Below are 20,167 nucleotides of genomic sequence, written 5' to 3' on the forward strand. Positions count from 1 at the left end.
ACGGTGTTGTGCCTTTGGCGTTCTCCGTGTCTCTGTGTCTCTGGGGCAGGTTTTAATTTCAGCTTACACGACCAGGCGGTCGTCCGAGTACCCGGCATTCACTTCCAGCGCCTCGTTGATGGAGCGGATGGCCACTTCCAGTTGCTGGTCGTCCGGCTCGCGGGTGGTCAGGCGCTGCAGTGCCAGTCCGGGGGCGATGATCAACTTCACCAGGGGATGGCCGTCGTTCTTGGCGCTCCACTTAAGGAACTCGTAGGAGATGCCGGCGATGAGCGGCAGCAGCACGACGCGCGAACCGGCCTTGAGGTAAAAGGGCCAGAGCTTGGGGATCAGGGAGAACACGGCGATGCTCACCAGCATGACGATCAAGAGAAAGCTGGTGCCGCAACGGGGGTGCAGGCGGCTGTGGCGGCGCACGTTTTCCACCTTCAGCTCCTCGCCCGCCTCGAAGGCGAAGATCGATTTATGCTCGGCCCCGTGGTACTGAAAGACCCGCTGGATATCGCCCATGCGGGAGATGCCCCAGATATAGAGCAGGAAGACGATCACCCGGATCACGCCGTCCACCAGGTTGAAGACGATGTTGTTGGTGCCGATGTACGGCGTCATCAGCTTGGTCAGGTAGAGCGGGAACAGGAAGAACAGGCAGATGCCGAAGCCGAAGGCGACGGTCATGGTGCCGGCCATGGCCCAGGAGGAGAGTTCGCCCTTCCCCTTGTCCTTGTCCCCCTCCTTTTCCTCCTCGGACATGGACTCGTTGGCCGAGAAGTTGAGCGCTTTGATGCCGATGATCAGCGAGCTGAACAGGGCCACCGCGCCGCGCACGATGGGGAGCTTGACCACCGGGTACCGTTCGGAGAGCGGCACCACCAGCTCCCGTTTGACCACGATCTCGCCGTTGGGACGGCGCACGGCGATAGCCATGGAACGGGGCGCGCGCATCATGACGCCTTCAATAACCGCCTGGCCGCCTACATTTATCTTTTCCATAATACCTTTCCTAAAGCAAATCTGCCACAGAGCGACAGGGGAAGCAGAGCAAAATCATACATCTGCCACAGAGACTCGGAGACACAGAGGTTCACAGAGAAAGGCAAAAAGCTGAACTGTTTTTCTCTGTGTCTCTGTGTCTCCGTGGCAGATTCTAAGATTCCATATCTGTGATTAATCCAGTGTAGCGAAGAACTCCCGCACCTCGGCGGTCTGGCCGCAGCAGAACTGCCCTTCCGGGCAGGGTCCGCCGACGCAGCCCGGTCCCGCTTCGCGGAAGATGATCGGCGCGGCCTTTTTCACCAGCCTGAGCATCTCGATGCTCATCTCCCGGATCTCCCACTGGGCCCGCTGGCAGCAGCGCAGGGCGAAGAAGTGCAGCAACTCACGGGCGTTCATGGTCATGATGATCTTGGATTCGGTGGCGTTGGGCAGGATGTAGCGGGCATCCTCGGGGGGAATCCCCATCTCCACCAGTTGGGCGTACGCCTTGTGCACCGTCTCGGACATGAAGGCGAAGATCTGCCGCGCGTCGGCATTCTCCGCGATGCTGTCCGGCATGATGGAGGTGAACTCGTCCTTGTGGGACACGTAGCGCTGGGACTGCTGGGAGAAGGAGGCGATACGGTGGCGCACCAGTTGGTGGGTGGTCACCCGGGAGATTCCCTCAATGCCGAAGGTAAAGGAGATATGCTCCAGCACCGAGTAGTGTCCCAACGACATGATCTTGTTCAGGAACTTCTCGATGTCCGTCGATTCCAGCTTGTTGCGCAATTCGCCGATGGATGTGGGGGAATAGCAGAGCCGGGCCGCCAGGGCCACCGTCAGTTCGGGATTGGGGGTATGTTCTATCAGGGTAACGTTCATGGTGTCCTGCCCGGAGCGTAAGGTTACTCGTGTCCCGGGGCTAACGGCAAAGCCCTGGATACGAAAATACAAAAAAGGGGATTTGCCTGACGACAAGATCCCCTCAATGCATTGGGCCGATGGTGTGCTACAGTTGGCCGTAACGTCTCTTGAACCGCTCGACGCGACCAGCGGTGTCCACCAGTTTCTGCTTGCCGGTGAAGAACGGGTGGCAAGCGGAGCAGATCTCGGTGTTGATCTCCTTGCTGGTGGAGCGGGTCTGGAACGTGTTGCCGCACAGGCATTTCACGGTCACCTCGGAATACATTGGGTGGATACCTTCTTTCATCTTCTCTTCCTCCTCAAGAATGCTTCTCAGTCTCAGTATAGAAATGGATGTCGTCGGCGGTTTCTATCGCAAACTATAATCGTAATGATTCAGATTCATTTTTGCAACACTTTTTTCCCGTTTCCGATTCGGAAAGGAGGGCTTTTGCGTCCAGGCAAGGAAATCAAGGGGTTGCAAGGAGGCGCACCTCAGTACGCCGCACGAAGCAAGCCCGGAGATTAACGCCGCATGGGCGAAAAAGAACCCTTTCCGGGCGGAAACTATTTGCTCATGGAGTCCAGGAAGTCCTGATTGCTCTTGGTTTCCGAGAGCTTGTCCAGCAGGAACTCCATGCTGTCCACCACGTTCATGGGGTGCAGGACCTTGCGCAGTATCCAGGTGCGGTGGAGCGAACTCTTCTCGATCAAAAGCTCTTCCTTGCGGGTGCCGGACTTGTTGATGTCGATGGCCGGGAAGGTGCGTTTCTCCACCAGCTTGCGGTCCAGGTGCAACTCCATGTTGCCGGTGCCCTTGAACTCTTCGAAGATGACCTCGTCCATCTTGCTGCCGGTGTCCACCAGGGCCGTGGCAATGATGGTCAAGGAGCCGCCCTCCTCGATATTGCGGGCCGCGCCGAAGAAGCGTTTGGGTTTGTGCAGGGCGTTGGAATCCACGCCGCCGGACAGGATCTTGCCCGAAGGGGGGATGACGGTGTTGTAGGCCCGGGCCAGCCGGGTGATGGAGTCCAGCAGGATGACCACGTCGCGCTTGTGTTCCACCAAGCGCTTGGCCTTCTCGATGACCATCTCGGCCACCTGGACGTGACGCGTCGCCGGCTCGTCGAAGGTGGAGGAAACCACCTCGCCCTTGACCGAGCGTTGCATGTCGGTTACCTCCTCCGGGCGTTCGTCGATCAAAAGGACGATCAGGTACACCTCGGGGTGGTTGGTGGCGATGGAGTTGGCGATGTTCTGGATCAGCATGGTCTTGCCGGTGCGGGGCGGGGCCACGATCAGGCCGCGCTGTCCCTTGCCGATGGGGGCAACCAGTTCCACGACCCGCATGGGAAGGTTGTCGCCGGCGGTTTCCAGCTTGAGCTTCTCATCGGGATAGAGCGGCGTGAGGTTATCGAACAGGATCTTGTCCCGGGCGACCTCGGGGGGTTCAAAGTTGACCGTTTCCACCTTGAGCAGGGCGAAATAGCGCTCCCCCTCCTTGGGGGGGCGGATCTGGCCGGAGACCGTGTCGCCGGTGCGCAGGTTGAAGCGCCGGATCTGGCTGGGGGAGACATAGATGTCGTCCGGGCCCGGCAGGTAGTTGTAGTCCGTGGCGCGCAGAAAGCCGAAACCGTCCTGCAGGGTTTCAAGAACCCCTTCGCCGAAGATCATGCCGTTTTGCTCGGTCTGGGCGTTGAGGATGGCAAAGATCAGATCCTGTTTGCGCAGGCTGGACGCGCCCTCAATGTTGAGATCACGGGCAATGGTGTTGAGCTCGTTGATCTTTTTGCCTTTAAGTTCCTGTAAATTCATCGGTTCTCCTGCGTGTAACGCGACACATACGTGCGGCGGTGGGATAAAATGGGGTTCAATGGATTTCGGGGATTTTCACTATAATCACACTAGCGCCAATTCGAAAAATTGACCTCAAATGCGGCTCTGGAAGGAACGTGCCTGGGCAGGAAACTTCCTACAAATTGAGAACTAGCTAAATTGATTAAGGATTCACTCGGAGATTCGCACAAATAAGTTCGTAAACGGGATTTTGTTTTTATATGAGGTCGAGTTTTTTCTTCTTTAGGAAACGAGTTAGAGGTTTAAAAAACGTTAGCCTTAAAAACTCGGCCTTGTCAACAATAAAATAAACGGTAAACCTCTTATTTCTCCGTTAATTGTCTTGACCATGACGAGAAGGAGGCGCTATAAAACAGTATACTATTCATTGCAGAAGCCCTCTGTGCAAGGATTGGCGCTTTTAATGAGTCCCCTTGAACTGGCACTGGTCGCAGCCCTTTTCTGCCTTCTTTCCGGCATCCCGGCTCTGTGGCCCCGCGTACCGCTCTTTACCGGCCGCAAAATCTCGGGTTGCTTCATGGCGGCCGGCGCCCTGACCGGCCTGGGCGCCGCGTTGTGGGTTCTCCTCAAAGACGGACCGGGGGGCGCCTACGCACTGGCGTGGCACTTCCCCATGGGCGAGTTGGCCTTTCGCCTCGACCCCCTGTCGGCATTCTTTTTCATCCCCCTCTTCATCGTCGCCACCTGCATCTCCCTCTACGGCTGCGGTTACTGTTCCACCACGCCGGACAACCGGGGCGAATCCCTTGTCACGTTCTATTTCGGCGTGGCTGTAGCGGCCATCGTCATGCTGCTTTTGGCCGCCAACGGCATCACGCTGCTGTTTTTCTGGGAAGCCATGGCCTTTGGCACGTTCCTGGCCATGTGCCTGGAACACGACAAACCGGAGGTCAGCCGGGCCGGACTCCACTATCTGGTGGCCAGCCATGGGACCACCATCTCCCTGTTCGTCCTGTTCGCCCTGTCCCCCTCCATGGGCGGTTCGCTCTTCCCTCCCCCCGGCTCCCTTGACCCGAACGGCTCGGGGGCCACGGCAATCCTCCTGGTCGCCCTCCTGGGCTTCGGCATCAAGGCGGGCATCATGCCGCTCCACGTCTGGCTCCCGGGGGCCCATGCCAACGCCCCGAGCAACATCTCGGCACTCATGTCGGGCATCGTCCTCAAACTGGGGATCTACGGCCTGATCCGGGTGCTCTCCTTCTTCGGGCAGCCCCCCCTCTGGTGGGGGGCGCTGTTCCTCTGCCTGGGGATCGTTTCCGCCGTCGCCGGCGTCCTCTTCGCCATCGGCCAGCACGATATCAAGCGCCTGTTGGCCTATCACAGCATCGAGAACATCGGCATCATCGTCATGGCCATGGGGGTCGCCCTGTGCGGCCTTGCCACCGGCAACCGCATCATGTTCGTCCTTGGCCAGGCGGCAGCCCTGCTCCACGTGGTTAACCATGCCCTGTTCAAGTCATTGCTCTTCCTGGGGGCCGGGATCGTCGTGCACGGCACCGGTACCCGCGACATCGACCGCATGGGAGGCCTGGCCCGAGCCCTGCCGATCACGTCCGCGGCCTTCCTGACCGGCAGCGTGGCCATCTGCGGTCTGCCCCCCCTGAACGGGTTTGTCAGCGAATTTCTCCTGTACCTCGGCATGTTTACCGGGTTCGCCACCTCGCCCGGCAGCAGCGCCGCCTTTCTGGCCCTGGCCGTACCGGCGCTGGCGCTGACCGGCGGCCTGGCCCTGGCCTGCTTCGTCAAGGTCTACGGCACGGTGTTCCTGGGCCTGCCCCGCAGCCCCCTCCCCCCCCGCCACGAGCACCCGGCCGCCACCAGCGCCATGGGCTGCCTGGCCGCCTGCTGCCTCCTGATCGGAGTGCTGCCGTTTAGCGCCACCCGCATCCTGGAGCCGGTCATCGCCGCCCTGTTCCCCCAACGGGACGCCCTGCTCCCCTCGATCCAGACCACCGCCGGCCTGGTCGGGCTGAGCATCGGGGCGGCGATTCTGTTCCTGCTCGTCTGCCTCCTGACGGTCTTCTACATCAACCGCCTCAAGGCGAAACCGCTGGAGGAGACCGGCACGTGGGACTGCGGCTATGCCGCCCCCTCCGCCTCCATGGAGTATACGGCCTCATCCCTCGCCGGGATGCTGGTGGGCATCTTCGCCGCGATCCTGCGCCCCGAGCGCCACGAACCGGCCACCAACAAGCTGTTCCCAGGCCCGGAGCGCTTCGAGTCCCACGTCCCGGAGGTGGTGCTGGACAAGGGGATACTCCCGTTCCTCGGCGCCGTGGACCGGCGTCTCGCCCTCATCCGCAGGTTACAGAACGGCCAGTTGAACAGTTACATCCTCTATATCTTCGTGGCGCTGATCGCCACCCTGTTGTTGTCCTATTTCTATTGACGCCTTCCGCGGCGCCATATCACAGCGAATTACCGACAGTGACCCACATGCTCATCCTTGACCGGCGCCCCCATACCTGCTATTTTAACGGTTCTTTTTAATCTTTTCCCCTTTCGGAGGCATAATCGTGACATTTCAGGATCTTATCCTCTCCCTGCAAGGTTACTGGGCCAAGCAGGGGTGCATCATCCAGCAGCCCTACGACACGGAAAAAGGGGCCGGGACCTTCAACCCGGCCACCTTCCTGCGGGTTCTGGGGCCCGAGCCGTGGAAAGCCGCCTACGTGGAGCCTTCCCGACGGCCGACCGACGGCCGCTACGGAGAGAACCCCAACCGCCTGCAACACTACTACCAGTTCCAGGTAATCCAGAAACCCTCCCCCATCAATATCCTGGACCTGTACCTGGATTCCCTGCGGGCCATCGGCCTCGACCCCGCCAAGCACGACATCCGCTTCGTGGAGGACGACTGGGAATCGCCGACCCTGGGGGCCTGGGGACTGGGATGGGAAGTGTGGCTGGACGGCATGGAGATCACCCAGTTCACCTATTTCCAGCAGGCGGGGGGCATCGACCTCAAGCCGGTTTCGGGCGAGATCACCTACGGCTGCGAGCGGATCGCCATGTACCTGCAGGGGGTGGACAATGTCTACGACCTGGTGTGGACCGAAGGGGTGAAGTACGGCGACATCCACCACGAGAGTGAGGTGGAATTTTCCCGGTACAACTTCGAGGAGGCCGATGTGCCCCTCCTCCTGGAACAATTCACCAAGTATGAGCAGGAGTGCCTCCGCCTGGCGGAAAAAGGGCTGGTGCTGCCGGCCTACGACTTTGTCATGAAGTGCTCCCACACCTTCAACCTGCTGGATGCCCGCGGCGCCATCTCGGTCACCGAGCGCGCCTCCTACATCGGCCGGGTACGCAACGTGGCCCGCACCTGTGCGGAAGAATACCTGCGGATGCGAGAGCGCCTCGGATTCCCGCTCTTGAAAGGAGGTGCCGCACGATGAGCGCCAAAGAACTTTTTCTCGAAATCGGCACCGAGGAGATCCCGGCCGGGTTCATCCCCCGCGCCCTGGCCGAGATGGAGGCCATGATCAGCCGGGAGCTGACCAATGCCCGTCTTACCTTCGACACGGTGCAGACCCTGGCCACGCCCCGCCGTCTGGCGCTGGTGGTCAAGGGGGTCCCCTCCCTGCAGCCCGACGCCGAGATCACCGCTACCGGCCCCTCCGTGAAGGCCGCCTACGACGCCACCGGCAAACCGACCAAGGCCGCCGAAGGCTTTGCCAAGGGACAGGGGGTCGATGTCGGTGAGCTTACGACCGTAACCACCGAGAAGGGCGAGTACCTGGCGGTGACGAAAAAGGTGACCGGCCGGCCGACCCACGAGCTTTTGTCCGAGATTCTGCCCAAGCTGATCGCCGACATCCCCTTCAAGAAGTCCATGCGCTGGGCCGACCTGGACGTGCGCTTCGCCCGGCCGATCCACTGGATCGTGGCCCTGTTCGACGGCGTCGTCGTGCCGTTTTCCTTCGGCATCGTGGAGAGCGGCACCCTGTCCCGCGGCCACCGTTTCATGGCCAACACCACCTTTCCGGTGAACAACTTTGCCCACTACCTGGAGGAATGCGAGCGGCATTTCGTCATCCCGGACCCGGAAAAGCGCAAGGAGATCATTCGCCGCGAGGCGCACCGCGTGGCCAAGGCCGCAGGCGGCCACCTCCTGCCGGACGAGGAGTTGCTGGACCAGATCGTCTACTTGGCCGAGTACCCCAGCGCCGTGCACGGCACCTTCTCCCCCGAGTTTCTCAAGGTGCCCAAGGAGGTGCTCATCACCTCCATGCGCAGCCATCAGCGCTACTTCTCCATCGTGGACGAGGGCGGCAAGCTGTTGCCCGGCTTCATCACCATCAACAACACCCTGACCGACGACCCCTCGGTGGTGGTCAAGGGGAACGAGCGGGTTCTGCGCGCCCGGCTCTCCGACGCCCGCTTCTTCTTCGAGGAAGATCAGAAGGTCAAGCTGGACGACCGGGTGGAGGCGCTCAAGAAGGTGGTCTACCAGCAGAAACTGGGCACCTCCTTCGAAAAGATGGAACGCTTCCGCACCCTGGCCCAAGGGCTGGCGGAACAGCTCAACCCTGCGGTCAAAACACAGACGGCACGCGCCGCCTGGCTCTGCAAGGCCGACCTGGTGAGCGGCATGGTGGGCGAGTTCCCGGAGGTCCAGGGGATCATGGGGCGCGAGTACGCCCTGCTGGAGGGTGAGGAACCGGCGGTGGCGGGCGCCATTGCCGAGCATTACCTGCCGATCCAGGCCGGCGGCGAACTGCCCGCCTCGGACATCGGCGCCTTTGTCTCCATTGCCGACAAGCTGGACACGGTCTGCGGCTGCTTCAGCGTGGGGCTCATCCCCACCGGCGCCGCCGACCCCTATGCCCTGCGGCGCGCCACCATCGGCATTATCGCCACGATCCTGGACAGGGGCTACCGCCTCTCCCTGACCGCCCTGATCGACCGGGCGCTGGACCTGTTGGCCGCCAAGCTGACGCGTCCCAAGGAACAGGCTGCGGCCGAGGTCGGGGAGTTTTTCCGCGGCCGCTTCGTCAACCTGCTGGCGGGCGGCTACCCCGCCGATGTCATCGAGGCGGCGGTAGCGGCGGGCTTCGACGATCTCGTGCAGGTCCGGGACCGCATCGCGGCCCTGGCCCAATTCAAGTCCCACCCCGATTTCGAGCCGCTGACCGGGGCTTTCAAGCGGGTCGGCAACATCATCAAGGAAGGCCTGGACGCGCCGGTCGATCCGGCCCTGTTCCAGGACAGCGCGGAAACCGGGTTGTACACGGCCTTCCAGACGGTGAAGAACTCGGTGGAGAGCGGCATTGCCGCCGGGCGCTGGCAGGAGGCCCTGGCCGAGATCGCCGCCCTGCGCGGCCCCATCGACGCCTTCTTCGACAAGGTCATGGTCATGGCCGAGGACGAGCGGATACGGACCAACCGCCTGGCCCTCCTCACGGCCATCGCCCGCATGTTCGGGCAGGTGGCCGACTTTTCCCGCATCGCGTAGCAAAGGCCCCATGGGACTCATAAGTCCTATGAGTCCCATGGGGCCCATGAAGCAAATATTATTAGCATCACTGGCAACGGCGCCGGTGACAACGCGTTGAACACTGCAATCATCCCCCAAGGAGCATGCCACCAATGTCATTTATTGTACGCGTCATCATCGGCAACACCATCGTCATCCTGCTGGGCGTAACGGCCATGGTCACCCTCAATACCGGGAACGCGCTCTGGCTCGACATCCTCTTCGGCCTGGCCATGGTGGCCGCCACGTCACTGGTCCTCGGCATCATCAGCAGCCGCACCTTCAGCCCCCTGGCCGGCCTGGTGGCCGCCCTGGAAAAGGCCGCCGGCGGCGACCTGTCGGTGCGCGCGGAGGTCACGGGCGACGGAGAACTGGGCCGCCTCGCCGTTGCCTTCAACAGCATGATGACCGACATGAACAAGGCCATGCGGCAATTCTTCTCCGTGGCGGACCTGGTCCGGGACTCGGTGGAGATGGTCAGTTCCACGACCCACTCCATGGCCCTGGCGGCCGAGGATGTGGCCCAGCAAGCGAGTACCATCGCCACCGCCAGCGAGGAGATGTCCGCCACGTCGGGGGATATCGCCCGCAACTGCCTGTTTGCCGCCGAAAACGCCCAAAAGGCCACGGACCAGACCCACAGCGGCGCCCAACTGGTCCAGAACAGCGCCCGGCTGATGGACAACATCGCCCAGCGGGTCAACGAGTCGTCCACCACCGTTGAGGGACTGGGGCAGCGCTCGGACCAGATCGGGGCCATCGTCAACACCATCCAGGACATCGCCGACCAGACCAACCTGCTGGCCTTGAACGCCGCCATCGAGGCGGCCCGGGCCGGGGAGCAGGGCCGCGGCTTCGCCGTGGTGGCCGACGAGGTGCGGGCCCTGGCGGAACGTACCACCAAGGCGACCAAAGAGATCAGCACCATGATCAAGTCCATCCAGGAGGAAACCCAGGCCGCCGTCGGCTCCATGTCCGAGGGGGTCGGCGAGGTGAAGCGCGGCACCGCGGAAACCACCCGCTCCGGGGAGGCGCTGGAGGACATCCTCAACAAGATCAACGACCTGACCATGCAGGTCAGCCAGATCGCCACCGCGGCCGAGGAGCAGACCGCCACCACCCAGGAGATCACCAACAACATCCAGATGATCACCGACGTGGTCAACGGCAACGTGGAGAACGCCCGGAGCACCACCGCGGCCACCGGCAAGCTGGCGAGCCAGGTGGATGAATTGCACCAGTTGGTCGGCCACTTCCGCCTCGCCAAGGTCATGGAGTGGGACAGCAGCTTCGCCACCGGGGTCAGCCAGTTCGACCAGCAGCATATAAAGCTGTTCGACATGGTCAACGAACTGCACGACGCCATGCAGCAAAAACGGAGCAAGGAGGCCATCGGCTCGATCCTCGGCCGCCTGATCGAATACACCGCCTCCCATTTCGGCGCCGAGGAAGATGCCTTCCGCACATCGGGCTACCACGAGGCTGCCCAGCACAAACAGCACCATACCAAGCTGGTGGATCAGGTGCTCGATCTCCAACGCAAGTTCAACGCCGGCGAGACCCTCCTGACCCAGGACGTGATCATGTTCCTCCAGGACTGGCTGATCAACCACATCAAGGGTGTCGACCGGAAGTACGGCCCCCACCTGACTGCGAGCGGAATAAAATGATAGCGATCATCGACTACGGGATGGGCAACCTCCGTTCCGTCCAGAAGGGTTTCGAAAAGGTCGGTTTCGAGGCGGTGGTTACCGCCGATCCCCGGGTGGTGCTGGAAGCCGAAAAGATCGTCCTGCCGGGGGTGGGCGCCTTTCGCGATTGCATGCGCAACCTGGAGGCCGCCGGCTTCGTGGAGCCGATCCTCTCGGTCATCGCCCAGGGGCGTCCCTTTCTGGGGATCTGCGTCGGCATGCAACTCCTCTTCACCGACAGCACCGAATTCGGCCTCTACAAGGGCCTGGGGGTGATCCCCGGCCACGTGCTCCGTTTCCCCGAGGGGATGGAGGCAGGGGGGGAAAAGCTCAAGGTCCCCCAGATGGGGTGGAACCAGCTCTCCTTCAAGCGCCGTCCCCCCGCCTTCGAGGGGATCGCCGACAACGCCAACGTCTACTTCGTGCACTCCTACTACGTGAAGCCGGACGACGACGGCGTCACCGCCACCACCACCGACTACGGCATCCAGTTCTGCTCCTCGGTCTGGCGGGACAACATCGTCGCCACCCAGTTCCATCCCGAGAAGTCCCAGGACGTGGGGTTGCGGATACTTAAAAACTTCGCCGCGATGAAGGATTAACGTCTAGAATCTGCCACAGAGGCACAGAGACACAGAGGTTCACAGAGAAAACCAGAAACAGGTTGTGGTTTTGACGTTCTCCGTGTCTCTGTGTCTCTGTGGCAGATGTTATTTTTTGGGTGTTCAAAATGAAAGGTACTTATGATCGTCATACCCGCCATTGATCTCAAGGAAGGAAAATGCGTCCGCCTCGAACAGGGGCTGATGGATAAGGATACGGTGTTCAACGACGACCCGGCCGCCCAGGCCCTGGAGTGGCAACGCCAGGGGGCTGAACTGCTCCATATCGTAGATCTGGACGGTGCCTTTGCCGGCGAGCCGAAGAACCGGTCGGCCATCGAGGCCATCATCAAGGCGATCGCCATCCCGGCCCAGCTGGGGGGCGGTATCCGCGACCTGGCCACCATCGAGGCCTACCTTAGCCTGGGGTTGTCGAGGGTGATCATCGGCACGGCAGCCCAGCGCAACCCGGACCTGGTGAAGGAGGCCTGTCGCCGCTTCCCCGGCCAAATCGTGGTGGGCATCGACGCCAAAAACGGCATGGTGGCGGTCCAGGGATGGGCCGAGGTGACCGACATCAGCGCCGCCGACCTGGCCCGGAAATTCGAGGGGTTCGGGGTTGCGGCCATCATCTACACCGATATCAGCCGCGACGGCATGTTGCAGGGGCCAAACCTGGAGGCCACCAGGGCTCTGGCCGAAGCCGTCGCCATCCCGGTGATCGCCTCGGGCGGGGTCTCCCGCCTGGAGGACATCCGAAACCTCATGGCCATCGAGAAGAGCGGCGTCACCGGGGTCATCACCGGCAAGGCGGTGTACACCGGCGCCATCAAACTGGCCGAGGCAATCGCCATCACCAAGGGAGAGGCCTGACATGCTGACCAAACGCATCATCCCCTGCCTGGACGTCAAGGGGGGCCGGGTCGTCAAGGGGGTGCAGTTCCTGGAACTGCGGGACGCCGGGGACCCGGTGGAGATCGCCGAGATGTACGACCGGCAGGGGGCCGACGAGCTGACCTTCCTGGACATCACCGCCTCCAGCGACGAGCGTAACATCATCATCGACGTGGTGCGCCGCACCGCCGAGCGGGTCTTCATGCCACTCACCGTGGGTGGCGGCATCCGCACCGTGGACGACATCCGTCGCCTGTTGAACGCCGGGGCCGACAAGACCTCCATCAACACCGCCGCCGTGCAGCGGCCGGAATTCGTCCAGGAGGCGGCCGAGCGCTTCGGCTCCCAATGCACCGTGGTGGCCATCGACGCCCGCCGCGTGCCGGGCGAACAACGCTGGGAGGTCTACACCCATGGCGGCCGCACGCCCACCGGCATCGACGCCGTGGAATGGGCCGTGAGGATGGAGGAGTACGGTTCGGGCGAGATCCTCCTCACCAGCATGGACCGGGACGGCACCAAGGACGGGTACGACCTGGAGTTGACCCGGGCCATCGTGGATGCGGTCTCCATACCGGTCATCGCCTCGGGGGGCGTGGGAAATCTGGAGCACCTGTACGACGGCTTCGTGAAGGCGGGGGCCGGGGCCTGTCTGGCCGCCTCCATCTTCCACTACCGGGAGTACACCATCGGCGAGGCCAAACAGTATCTTCACGATAAAGGGGTGGCGGTAAGATTATGAACGAACGCGACGACATCATCCAGGCGGTGTACCAGGTCATCCTCGACCGCAAGAACAACCCCACGGAGAACTCCTATACCGCATCCCTGATGCACAAGGGGATCGACAAGATCCTCAAGAAGGTCGGGGAAGAGGCGACCGAGGTGGTCATCGCCGCCAAGGGGGGCAAGCGCGATGAGATCGTCTACGAGACCAGCGATCTCGTCTTCCATCTCCTGGTCCTTCTGGGGTACTGCGACATCCCCCCCGAAGAGATCTTCGCCGAACTGCGCCGGCGTTTCGGCATGTCGGGCATCGAGGAGAAGAACTCCCGCCCGGCATAACATCCCGATACAATCTCAAATCTGCCACCGAGACACAGAGACTCAGAGGAAAACCAAAAACGGGGGAAAAGCGCCGGCAGCCCCCCTGAAAAGAGGTTATGCCTTTGATGTTCTCCGTGTCTCCGTGTCTCCGTGTCTCCGTGTCTCCGTGTCTCGGTGGCGGCTGTTGGCCTTTCCCCCGTGTCGGGTCGTGGTATTGACTTTTATATTGACAATAGAATATTTGCTGTTATGATAACAATCTTGCGAAATTCTTACATAACGGCCTCATACGCATCAGGATGTACCACTTTACAATGAGGGGGGGGATTATGGATGCCGGGAGTAAAGATCAAGGAAAATGAACCATTTGAACTCGCCCTGAAGAAGTTCAAGAAACAGTGCGAAAAGGCGGGGATTCTTTCGGAGGTTCGCAAACGCGAGCACTACGAGAAGCCAAGCATCAAACGGAAGAAAAAGGCGATCGCCGCACGTAAGCGCGCCCTCAAGAAACAGCGTAAGATGGTAGATTAGGACAAGACATGACACTCAAGGAACAACTTGATACTGCGATGAAACAAGCCATGAAGGCGCGGGATGACCTGCGCCTTTCGGCTGTTCGCATGGTCCGCTCCACGATCAAGAACCGCGAGATCGAGCAGCAGCGGGAGTTGGACGATCAGGGAGTCATTGAGGTCATCTCCTCCATGGTGAAACAACGCCGCGAGTCGATCCGGCTCTACGGCGAGGGCAACCGTCCCGATCTGGTGGCAAAGGAGGAAGCTGAGTTGGCGGTTCTGCTCGGCTTCCTTCCTGCCCAGCTGACCGGCGACGAGATCGCCGAACTGGTGGCCAAGGTCATCGGGGAAACAGAAGCCCACGGCATCAAGGACATGGGCAGGGTCATGAAGGCCCTTACCCCCCTGACGGCGGGCCGGGCTGACGGGAAGACCGTCAGCGACACGGTCAGGCGACTGCTCTCCTGATGTGCCTGCCGGTGATTTCCGGTGATCGAAGTTCTGTATTCTGTTACACGGAAGGGGCTATCTTTTGATCGCCCCTTCCGTGTAACAATTGTCTGTGCAATGACGTCTGTACCAATCAGGAGTAATGTGACGCCCCCCGCGAGCAACAACCGCCGGGAGGACGCGCACAGGCCGATATCTCTGCCCGACAGCCGGCACATGGTTCCCCGATGAATGCTTTCAATATCATTATTCTAGCGGTTCTCCTCTTTTTTGCTCTCAAGGGACTGGCTCGCGGACTCGTCAACGAAGCCTCCTCCCTGGCCGGCCTGCTTCTGGGCGCCTGGCTGGCGTATCATTTCTATCCGGCCGTTTCACAGCCGATACGGGCCCTCACGCATTTGCCGATGCAGATCTGCGCCTTTCTGGCCTTCGTCCTGATCCTGCTGATAACGGGCATCATCGTCCACGTTGTCGGCAACATCGTCACCACCGCCCTGCGCCTCGTCATGCTGGGGGGCCTCAACCGGGTGGGAGGGCTGTTGATCGGGACGGCCGAGGGGGTGCTGTTGCTCAGCCTGTTGTTCAGCACCGCCACCGCAGGCTTCATGCCGGAAAAGCTGAAAATAAAGATCAAGAACACGGAATCGGCCAGCATGCTGGCGCAGACGGGCGATAAAATACTCTCACACTGGCGGAGCGGAGCCACCACACAACAATGATCCCCGAAGAAAAGGTGCGGGAGATTGCAGAACGCGTCTCCATACTTGAGGTTGTCTCGGATTACGTCCAACTGAGACGCGCCGGGGCGAATTATGTGGGGCTGTGTCCGTTTCACGGGGAAAAGACCCCGTCGTTCAACGTCAACCCCGCCCGGGAGATCTTTCACTGTTTCGGCTGCGGCGAGGGTGGCAACGCCTTCTCCTTTGTCATGAAAATGGAGGGGGTCGGGTTCCCGGAAGCGGTCAAGCTCCTGGCCCGGAAGGCCGGGATCGAGATCGAGGAACGGCAGTTGACCCCGGCCGAGCGGCACGCCCAGGACGAACGGCAGCAGTTCCAGCGGATCAACGAGCTTGCCGAAGAGTATTTCCGGACGGTGCTCCTCAAGGAGCCCGCGGGACAGGCTGCCAGGAATTATCTCAAGGATCGAGCCGTGGACGAGACCCTGGCCGCCGATTACCGGCTCGGCTTTGCCCCGGACCGCTGGGACGGCTTGGCCAAACATCTTAAAGCCCATGGTGCGGACCTGGAAACCGCCCAAAAACTGGGTATACTACGTAAAGGGGACAACGGCTGGCACGACCTGTTCCGCAATCGCCTGATCTTCCCGATCCGCGACCACAAGGGGCGCGTCATAGCCTTTGCCGGGCGGGTGCTGGATACGTCGCTCCCCAAATACATCAACTCGCCGGAATCGCCGCTGTATCACAAAAGCGCGGTGATGTTCGGCCTGGACATGGCCCTGCCGGCCATCAGAACCGAGAACAGCGTCATCATTGTGGAGGGGTATTTCGATCACCTGGCCCTGTACCGGGCCGGGATACGCAATGTGGTCGCCACCTGCGGCACGGCGTTGACGACAATCCATGCGGGGCTGATCAAGCGCCACGCGGCAAGGGTCTACACCCTGTTCGACAGCGACGCCGCCGGCCTCAAGGCGACCTTTCGCTCCATGGAGTTGTTTCTCGACCAGCGCATGCCGGCCTACGTCATCACCCTGCCCAGCGGGGACGACCCGGACAGTTTTCTGGCCAAAAACCCGGTGGAGGCCTTCACGGCCTGCCGGGACAAGGCGCGGCCCATATTCGATCACTTTGTCCGCTCCCTGCTGGTCCGCATCCCGCCGGACAGCGTGGACAACAAGGTGCGGGTCATCGACGAGGTGATCCCCCGCTTCAAGAAGATCGCCGATCCGGTGGAGCGGGACCTGTACGAGAAGGAGATCTGCCGCCTGCTGGGCATCACGGTGCACGCCTTCCGCAAGCGCCAGGGAGGGATGCAGGTCACGGCACGGGACATGCCCGCCGGAGGCCAGCCCCCGGCACATCAGGGGGACCGCTCCCAGGACACCCTGCTGGCCCTGTTGATCAGGTATCCCGAGGCGCGGGGCGAAATTCGCGCATTCGGGGTGGATAACTTTTTCGAGGGACCGCACCGGCAGGTGGCCGAAGCGGTACTCGTTTCGCTCGACAGCAACGATGATTCGAGTGATGTGCAGAACCTCCTGGATCGGCTGGAAGATCCCGACCAGAGGCGGATTCTCTCCCAGGTGCTCGTGAACGACGATCACCTGGCTGATATAGACTGGCGAACGGTCCTTGCCAACTACAAGCGCAACAAAGAGAAGCGTGCGCTCCACTCCATCCGCGACATCGCCGCACAACTGGCGGTCCTGGATCCGGACAGCGACGCATACCGAGCGCTCTTGCAGCAGGCCGACGCCTTGCGTACCAGAAAATCGAAGCTGTAGCCCGCGGGCTGCATTTGAGGTGAAAAATGGCAAAGAAGAACATGGACGATGTGAAACAATTGATCGATCTCGGCAAGGAAAAGGGTTTCCTCACCTTCGACGAGGTCAATGACATACTCCCGCCCGATATCGCCACCGATCAGATCGATGACGTCATGGGCATGTTCGGGGATATGGATATCGAGATTGTTGACTCCGCCCAAAAGGTCAAGATCCCCAAGATGAAGATAGACCTGGAAGAGGACGAGGATGCCGAGGGGGAGGCCGAAGAGGTCGAGTTCGAGCCCGGCTCCATCGGCAGAACCAGCGACCCGGTGCGCATGTACCTGCGCGAGATGGGCTCGGTTTCCCTGCTCACCCGCGAGGGAGAGGTGGAGATCGCCAAGCGCATCGAGGACGGCGAGCGGGACGTGGCCGGCATCATCCTCAATACCCCCATCACCGTGCGCGAGGTCCTGCAACTGGGGGACAAACTGCGCAAATTCCAGATGAACGCCTCCGAGATCAGCAAGGAGGTCGAGGAAGAGGAGCTGGAGGAGGACGAGGAGGATGTGCAGAAGACGCGCATCCTTGCGGTCATCGATGAGATCGCTGCCCAGGACCAGCTTCTGACCGAACTGGCCGAGCAGTTGGGGGCGGCCAAGTCGGCTGCCAAGAAAAAAGAGTTCGAGAAAAAGGTGCGCGATGCCAAGGAGCGGCAGGCCGACCTGCTCAAGTCCCTGCGCCTGAAGGACCGCCACATCAACAAGATCGCCGAGCGCCTCAAGGAACTCTCCATCAAGGTGGAGCGGCTGGGGACGGAACTCATCGATCTGGAGACCATCATCCCGGCGGAGAAGCTGAGGGTGCTGGTTGACAAACTCCACCAGGAGGACGAGAAGGCCATCTCCGAGCTCAAAAAGCTCAAGCTGGGGGTCGAGGAGACCCAGAAGCTGGAAAAACGCCTGCGCAACGCGGCCCGCAAGTTGCAGAAGGTGGAGCAGGAGTCCGGTTTCAAGGCCAGCGACCTCTCCACCGCCCTGAAGGCCATCGAGCAGGGTGAGGCCAAGGCCCGGATCGCCAAGTCGGAACTGATCGAGGCCAACCTGCGCCTGGTGGTCTCCATTGCCAAGAAATACACCAACCGCGGCCTTCAGTTCCTGGACCTGATCCAGGAGGGGAATATCGGCCTGATGAAGGCGGTGGACAAGTTCGAATACCAGCGCGGCTACAAGTTCTCCACCTACGCCACCTGGTGGATTCGCCAGGCCATCACCCGCGCCATCGCGGACCAGGCCCGCACCATCCGCATCCCGGTCCACATGATCGAGACCATCAACAAACTGATCCGCACCAGCCGCCAGTTGGTCCAGGAGAACGGCCGCGAGCCCTCCCCCGAGGAGATCGCCGAGCGGATGCAACTGCCCCTGGACAAGGTGCGCAAGGTGCTCAAAATCGCCAAGGAACCGATCTCCCTGGAGACCCCCATCGGCGAGGAAGAGGATTCCCACCTGGGGGATTTCATCGAGGACAAGGCCGTCATATCGCCTATCGAGGCGGTCATCAAGGCCAACCTTTCCGAGCAGACGGCCCGGGTGCTGTCAACCCTGACCCCCCGTGAGGAAAAGGTCCTGCGCATGCGCTTCGGCATCGGCGAGAAGAGCGACCACACCCTGGAGGAGGTCGGCCAGGATTTCGAGGTCACCCGCGAACGCATCCGCCAGATCGAAGCCAAGGCGTTGCGCAAGCTGCGCCACCCCAGCCGCAGCAAAAAACTCAAAAGCTTCGTGGAGTAACTGCCCATGCGTCGTTCACCGATCACCTCCCTCATCATCCCGACGCTGGCCCTTTTCCTTCTGCTCGCCGGGGCGCTCTGCGCCCCGGCGGCAGAGCTTGACGACTCCAACCTCTTTGTCGAGGCCTTCAACGCCTACCAGAAGAAGGATTACCTCCTGACCATCGACAAGGTCAAACAGCTTACCCAGGTCTTCCCCGACACCCCGCTCAAGGACGTTTCCCTGCTGCTCCTGGCCCGTTCCAGCCTGAAATCGGGCGACAATGCGCTGGCGGCCCGGACCGTCAACCAGTTCCTCAGCGAATTTCCGGCCACCCCCTTGCGGTCGAGCATCGAGGACGACCTGCTCACCCTGGGCGCGCGCCTGCACAAGGGCGAAAAGCTCACGGAAAACAGGGCGCTGCACATGGCCGCCGTAAAGGTGCGCAACGAGCAGCTCGCCATCGAGCGGGCCATCGCCGAACGGCAGGAACAGGAACGCCTGGCCCGGCTCAAGACCGAGCAGGAACGCATCGCCCGGGAGAAGGCCGAGCTGGAACGCCGGGAGCGGGAACGGATTGCGGCTGAAAAGGCCGCCAAGGAGACGATCCGCACCGCCACCGCCGTCACCGTGGAGCAAAGCCGGATCGCCCAGGCGGGCCAGAACGGGACGCTCCCCTTCGAGATCGCCAACCGCACCGGCAACAGCGAGGAGTACCTTTTGGAGGTCGACGCCCCCGCGGAATACGGCGCACAACTGTCGGCCGAGACGACGCCGGGCGCGGCCCCAGGCCGCGTGACCGTCGGGGCGGGGCAGTCCTTCAAGGGCGCCATCTCGTTCCATATCCCCTCCGACCGGGTGGATGGCGAACGCAAGAGCATGTCGCTCAAGGCGGTTTCCGCACGTTTCTCCGATGTTGCATTGACGAAGGAGACCCTGGTGACCATCACCGCGCCGCTGGTGCGTGTGGTCGCCCGGCCGGCCAGCCAGAGCATCGTCCCGGGCGGACAGGTCCGCTACCGCATGACCGTGCTGAACATCGGGTCCCAAACGGCCCAGGAGTTGACCGGACGGCTGATCCTGCCGCCCCAGTTCGAATTCCCGGAGGCCGAGAACCCCCAGTTCCACCGGGAGGGAGCCGATGTCCTGTCGTTCAAGATCGATCCCCTGGAAACCGGCAAGATGTCGGAATACTACCTCAACCTGCGGGTGCGTGACGACAGCGCCATCGGGCAGGAGGTGCGGTACCGGGTGGAGGTGTTCAACGGGCAACTGCAACGCAAGGAAACCTTCGCCTCCAGCGCCGCCGTGGTGCAGGGGAAATAATCGCATAACAACTACCATAGCATGATACCAAACGACCTCCGGGGTGGCTTCCCCCCGGAGGTCGTTTGCGTTACAATCTGTTGAGGCAGATTCTATTTGTAAGTGCACCACATGAGGCAAGAGCAGGACATCTCAGGTTCAACCATAATCCATATCTTGGGAGCAAGACAATGCATATTGACAGTTAGACTTGACAGTTTAACTGTC

18 protein-coding genes are annotated in these 20,167 nt (G+C 61.5%); 14 read left to right on the top strand and 4 right to left on the bottom strand.

The features are described 5' to 3' along the window. Positions 1-63: 63 nt before the first annotated feature. The 4 genes from F6V25_RS13585 to rho all read right to left on the bottom strand — a co-directional run bounded on the left by F6V25_RS13585 (position 64) and on the right by rho (position 3,693). Positions 64-990: a DUF1385 domain-containing protein gene (locus F6V25_RS13585; RefSeq protein ID WP_151129086.1), complete on the bottom strand. Its 927-nt coding sequence runs from the start codon at positions 988-990 to the stop codon at positions 64-66. Positions 991-1,164: 174 nt separating this feature from the next. Then, entirely contained in the window at positions 1,165-1,857 is a 693-nt protein-coding gene (thyX, locus tag F6V25_RS13590; protein WP_151129087.1) for an FAD-dependent thymidylate synthase, read from the bottom strand. A gap of 127 nt (positions 1,858-1,984) precedes the next feature. Further along, positions 1,985-2,185 carry a 50S ribosomal protein L31 gene (gene rpmE / locus F6V25_RS13595; protein ID WP_151129088.1) on the bottom strand — a complete coding sequence of 67 codons (201 nt, stop codon included), beginning with the start codon at positions 2,183-2,185 and terminating at the stop codon, positions 1,985-1,987. A gap of 260 nt (positions 2,186-2,445) precedes the next feature. After that, positions 2,446-3,693, bottom strand: coding sequence for a transcription termination factor Rho (rho, locus tag F6V25_RS13600; RefSeq protein WP_149308705.1), 1,248 nt, complete (start codon positions 3,691-3,693; stop codon positions 2,446-2,448). 445 nt (positions 3,694-4,138) lie between these two features. Between rho and F6V25_RS13605 the strand changes: the two genes are divergently transcribed. From F6V25_RS13605 to F6V25_RS13670, 14 genes are all read left to right on the top strand, one after another. Then, positions 4,139-6,124 (top strand): proton-conducting transporter transmembrane domain-containing protein, encoded by a 1,986-nt coding sequence (locus F6V25_RS13605; RefSeq protein ID WP_151129089.1) that lies wholly within the window; start codon positions 4,139-4,141, stop codon positions 6,122-6,124. 127 nt (positions 6,125-6,251) lie between these two features. After that, positions 6,252-7,133 carry a glycine--tRNA ligase subunit alpha gene (gene glyQ, locus F6V25_RS13610; protein WP_151129090.1) on the top strand — a complete coding sequence of 294 codons (882 nt, stop codon included), beginning with the start codon at positions 6,252-6,254 and terminating at the stop codon, positions 7,131-7,133. After that, complete coding sequence (gene glyS, locus F6V25_RS13615; protein WP_151129091.1) at positions 7,130-9,193, top strand: glycine--tRNA ligase subunit beta; 2,064 nt, start codon at positions 7,130-7,132, stop codon at positions 9,191-9,193. Before glyQ ends, glyS begins: the two co-directional genes overlap by 4 nt. A 134-nt stretch (positions 9,194-9,327) precedes the next feature. Next, positions 9,328-10,884, top strand: coding sequence for a bacteriohemerythrin (locus F6V25_RS13620; RefSeq protein WP_151129092.1), 1,557 nt, complete (start codon positions 9,328-9,330; stop codon positions 10,882-10,884). Continuing rightward, positions 10,881-11,507, top strand: coding sequence for an imidazole glycerol phosphate synthase subunit HisH (gene hisH, locus F6V25_RS13625; protein ID WP_151129093.1), 627 nt, complete (start codon positions 10,881-10,883; stop codon positions 11,505-11,507). The genes F6V25_RS13620 and hisH overlap by 4 nt, the downstream gene beginning before the upstream one ends. 141 nt (positions 11,508-11,648) lie before the next feature. Continuing rightward, positions 11,649-12,380 carry a 1-(5-phosphoribosyl)-5-[(5-phosphoribosylamino)methylideneamino]imidazole-4-carboxamide isomerase gene (hisA, locus tag F6V25_RS13630; protein WP_151129094.1) on the top strand — a complete coding sequence of 244 codons (732 nt, stop codon included), beginning with the start codon at positions 11,649-11,651 and terminating at the stop codon, positions 12,378-12,380. Position 12,381: 1 nt separating this feature from the next. Continuing rightward, positions 12,382-13,143, top strand: coding sequence for an imidazole glycerol phosphate synthase subunit HisF (hisF, locus tag F6V25_RS13635; RefSeq protein WP_151129095.1), 762 nt, complete (start codon positions 12,382-12,384; stop codon positions 13,141-13,143). Beyond that, positions 13,140-13,466, top strand: a complete 327-nt coding sequence (locus F6V25_RS13640; protein ID WP_149308718.1) for a phosphoribosyl-ATP diphosphatase — start codon at positions 13,140-13,142, stop codon at positions 13,464-13,466. The genes hisF and F6V25_RS13640 overlap by 4 nt, the downstream gene beginning before the upstream one ends. A 315-nt stretch (positions 13,467-13,781) precedes the next feature. Next, on the top strand, positions 13,782-13,979 hold the full coding sequence (gene rpsU / locus F6V25_RS13645) for a 30S ribosomal protein S21 (RefSeq protein WP_149209338.1): 198 nt from the start codon (positions 13,782-13,784) through the stop codon (positions 13,977-13,979). Positions 13,980-13,987: 8 nt separating this feature from the next. After that, positions 13,988-14,431, top strand: a complete 444-nt coding sequence (locus F6V25_RS13650) for a GatB/YqeY domain-containing protein (RefSeq protein WP_149308720.1) — start codon at positions 13,988-13,990, stop codon at positions 14,429-14,431. A gap of 209 nt (positions 14,432-14,640) precedes the next feature. Then, positions 14,641-15,132, top strand: a complete 492-nt coding sequence (locus tag F6V25_RS13655; RefSeq protein WP_151129096.1) for a CvpA family protein — start codon at positions 14,641-14,643, stop codon at positions 15,130-15,132. Then, positions 15,129-16,880 carry a DNA primase gene (dnaG, locus tag F6V25_RS13660; RefSeq protein ID WP_151129097.1) on the top strand — a complete coding sequence of 584 codons (1,752 nt, stop codon included), beginning with the start codon at positions 15,129-15,131 and terminating at the stop codon, positions 16,878-16,880. Before F6V25_RS13655 ends, dnaG begins: the two co-directional genes overlap by 4 nt. A 26-nt stretch (positions 16,881-16,906) precedes the next feature. Then, positions 16,907-18,655 carry an RNA polymerase sigma factor RpoD gene (gene rpoD / locus F6V25_RS13665; RefSeq protein WP_151129098.1) on the top strand — a complete coding sequence of 583 codons (1,749 nt, stop codon included), beginning with the start codon at positions 16,907-16,909 and terminating at the stop codon, positions 18,653-18,655. 6 nt (positions 18,656-18,661) lie between these two features. Beyond that, the gene (locus F6V25_RS13670) at positions 18,662-19,960 is read left to right on the top strand and encodes a COG1470 family protein (RefSeq protein WP_151129099.1); all 1,299 of its coding nucleotides are present in this window, start codon (positions 18,662-18,664) and stop codon (positions 19,958-19,960) included. Positions 19,961-20,167 lie beyond the last annotated feature (207 nt).

It is taken from the genome of Oryzomonas japonica, assembly GCF_008802365.1.
Classification (GTDB): Bacteria; Desulfobacterota; Desulfuromonadia; order Geobacterales; family Pseudopelobacteraceae; genus Oryzomonas; species Oryzomonas japonica.

Bases quoted from the DNA above. Each gene is read 5' to 3' on its own strand.
- hisH (WP_151129093.1), top strand. From the start codon at position 10,881: ATGATAGCGATCATCGACTACGGGATGGGCAACCTCCGTTCCGTCCAG.
- F6V25_RS13655 (WP_151129096.1), top strand. From the start codon at position 14,641: ATGAATGCTTTCAATATCATTATTCTAGCGGTTCTCCTCTTTTTTGCT.
- rpsU (WP_149209338.1), top strand. From the start codon at position 13,782: ATGCCGGGAGTAAAGATCAAGGAAAATGAACCATTTGAACTCGCCCTG.
- F6V25_RS13670 (WP_151129099.1), top strand. From the start codon at position 18,662: ATGCGTCGTTCACCGATCACCTCCCTCATCATCCCGACGCTGGCCCTT.
- hisF (WP_151129095.1), top strand. From the start codon at position 12,382: ATGCTGACCAAACGCATCATCCCCTGCCTGGACGTCAAGGGGGGCCGG.
- dnaG (WP_151129097.1), top strand. From the start codon at position 15,129: ATGATCCCCGAAGAAAAGGTGCGGGAGATTGCAGAACGCGTCTCCATA.
- F6V25_RS13605 (WP_151129089.1), top strand. From the start codon at position 4,139: ATGAGTCCCCTTGAACTGGCACTGGTCGCAGCCCTTTTCTGCCTTCTT.
- hisA (WP_151129094.1), top strand. From the start codon at position 11,649: ATGATCGTCATACCCGCCATTGATCTCAAGGAAGGAAAATGCGTCCGC.
- rpoD (WP_151129098.1), top strand. From the start codon at position 16,907: ATGGCAAAGAAGAACATGGACGATGTGAAACAATTGATCGATCTCGGC.
- rho (WP_149308705.1), bottom strand. From the start codon at position 3,693: ATGAATTTACAGGAACTTAAAGGCAAAAAGATCAACGAGCTCAACACC.
- F6V25_RS13650 (WP_149308720.1), top strand. From the start codon at position 13,988: ATGACACTCAAGGAACAACTTGATACTGCGATGAAACAAGCCATGAAG.
- glyS (WP_151129091.1), top strand. From the start codon at position 7,130: ATGAGCGCCAAAGAACTTTTTCTCGAAATCGGCACCGAGGAGATCCCG.
- F6V25_RS13585 (WP_151129086.1), bottom strand. From the start codon at position 990: ATGGAAAAGATAAATGTAGGCGGCCAGGCGGTTATTGAAGGCGTCATG.
- F6V25_RS13640 (WP_149308718.1), top strand. From the start codon at position 13,140: ATGAACGAACGCGACGACATCATCCAGGCGGTGTACCAGGTCATCCTC.
- F6V25_RS13620 (WP_151129092.1), top strand. From the start codon at position 9,328: ATGTCATTTATTGTACGCGTCATCATCGGCAACACCATCGTCATCCTG.
- rpmE (WP_151129088.1), bottom strand. From the start codon at position 2,185: ATGAAAGAAGGTATCCACCCAATGTATTCCGAGGTGACCGTGAAATGC.
- thyX (WP_151129087.1), bottom strand. From the start codon at position 1,857: ATGAACGTTACCCTGATAGAACATACCCCCAATCCCGAACTGACGGTG.